Genomic DNA, 1,719 nt, shown 5'->3' on the forward strand with positions numbered 1-1,719 from the left:
CGGTGTGAACGGCGCACCGTTTACGATGGAACGCTAATAATCATTCACTTTTGGCCCTGAGGCGGCCTCACCAACTTACGCAGCGGGAGAACAGGAGCTTGGTCATGATGCCGGTGCCGCAAACTGGGGCGTCATAGCGTCCTTGACCGAGACCTGCAAATTGAACGATGTCGATCCGCATTCCTATCTGGCCAATACGCTCACAGCCATCGTCGAAGGCCACAAACAAAGCCAGATTAACGATCTGCTACCGTGGAACTACGTCAAATAGGTGGGATCAGCGCACCGGTTACAACAGAGCCCATCGCCGCCCGAAAGCAACCATCCGGCGTAGACAGCAGATGGGAGCAATTCTCAGGTTGTGCCCTTGGGCGCTTTGGGTTTGCGGGGCCGCGGGGTCCATTTCGTCGCAAGTAGGTGCAGTCGTGCGACGATCCTGTCGATCCGGGTATCGTTGGATCAAAGGAACAACCTGACCAGTGGAGCATGCCCTCGTGTCGCCCGCGCATTGAGCCGCGTTTGGCCCAGAATATCAAGCACTTCGCCAGTTCTGTCGACCGCGCGCCAGAGCCAATGCTTCTTCCCACGGATCATGACTGCGTTGGGCAAGCAAGTCCTCAACATCGCGTAGACTGAGAGCGAAGCGATGACAGGCTCAAACAGCGTAAGAAATGATCGAACAGTGAAACCGCATCACCGATAAGTGCAAGAATGTCCGGTTGATGTCACCACAGCATCTTTCCTAGGTCCTTTCAGGAAGCACGACCATGAGGACAAAATGCGAAACACGTTAATGGCGGCTGCGATGATGCTGGCGGCGGCAGGGGTCCTGACACCGGCCCATGCACTGGGGCTCGATGCTGCCAGAAAGAAGACGCTGGCAGAGTATCGTCTGACCGATCCCGGGTTCCAGTCGTTCGAGGCGGTTATAAAAGGGACTACGGCCACGGGCGTGCCGGGACTGCGCGACGGCGATTTCAAGAGCAAGACAAGCAGCATCGACGGCATGGCCTCCCTGCTTTACGCCCTGCCGCACATGCCTTTCTATAAAGAGCATCGTGCCGAGATCATGGCGCAGATGGGGACAGCCTCGCAAAGCCCTACGGACAGCGGCGATGGAAAAGGAAAGCTTCCGCAGACGGAAAGGCACGGTCTGAATGACCGTAAGATGGGCACCTGCGTGAAAGTCGGGATGGTGATGAGCCCCATCGCGGCGGAGGTTTTGGCGGGCACCATTGCAGATGGCTCTTCTCAGGGGACAGCCGCGGCGGCGACGCCAGAGTATTTTGCCTCCCTGCACAAACAGGCTGCGTCCGTTTTGCAGGTCGCCAAGACGGTGACCGATACACCGCCCAGGCGCGACATGCAGATTACGGCCGCTGAACTGGAACTGATGGCAAGCCGCCACAGCACCATGTTCACGCCTCGGCTGACGCAGGCGCTGAAGGATTATAGAAACTGGATGAAAACGCAGTGCACCTACGCAGCGGTGCATCAATGACAAACGGTTGTGTCTCGGATCTGGTGAAAATTTTTGGCGGCGTCACATCCGGACGTCAAATCCGCCATCTCGGCGAATTCAGGGTAAGCCTTCGGCGAAGGCCATGGGGCGCGACGTATTGATCAGAGACGTTTGGGTGCGGGTTTTGGTTTACGCGGCTTCGGGACCCATTTGTTGGCAAGCCGCTCGAAGGGCATCGTCAAGTTATTGACGCGGCT

1 protein-coding gene and 2 pseudogenes are annotated in these 1,719 nt (G+C 57.4%); 2 read left to right on the forward strand and 1 reads right to left on the reverse strand.

Annotation, left to right across the window (positions count from 1 at the left end):
- Positions 1–100 precede the first annotated feature (100 nt).
- Positions 101–271, forward strand: a pseudogene (locus DT23_RS17595) (transposase domain-containing protein); the annotation flags it as partial.
- Positions 272–492: 221 nt separating this feature from the next.
- On the opposite strand, the pseudogene DT23_RS19250 reads toward DT23_RS17595, so the two are convergent.
- Positions 493–694, reverse strand: a pseudogene (locus DT23_RS19250) (IS6 family transposase); the annotation flags it as partial.
- 84 nt (positions 695–778) lie between these two features.
- On the opposite strand from DT23_RS19250, the gene DT23_RS17600 reads away from it, so the two are divergent.
- The gene (locus DT23_RS17600; RefSeq protein ID WP_156024002.1) at positions 779–1,501 is read left to right on the forward strand and encodes a hypothetical protein; all 723 of its coding nucleotides are present in this window, start codon (positions 779–781) and stop codon (positions 1,499–1,501) included.
- Positions 1,502–1,719 lie beyond the last annotated feature (218 nt).

Source organism: Thioclava indica, from assembly GCF_000714545.1.
GTDB lineage: Bacteria > Pseudomonadota > Alphaproteobacteria > Rhodobacterales > Rhodobacteraceae > Thioclava > Thioclava indica.

What these genes read in the sequence shown, in the direction of transcription:
- DT23_RS17600 (WP_156024002.1), top strand. Translation starts at nt 779, where the DNA reads ATGCGAAACACGTTAATGGCGGCTGCGATGATGCTGGCGGCGGCAGGG.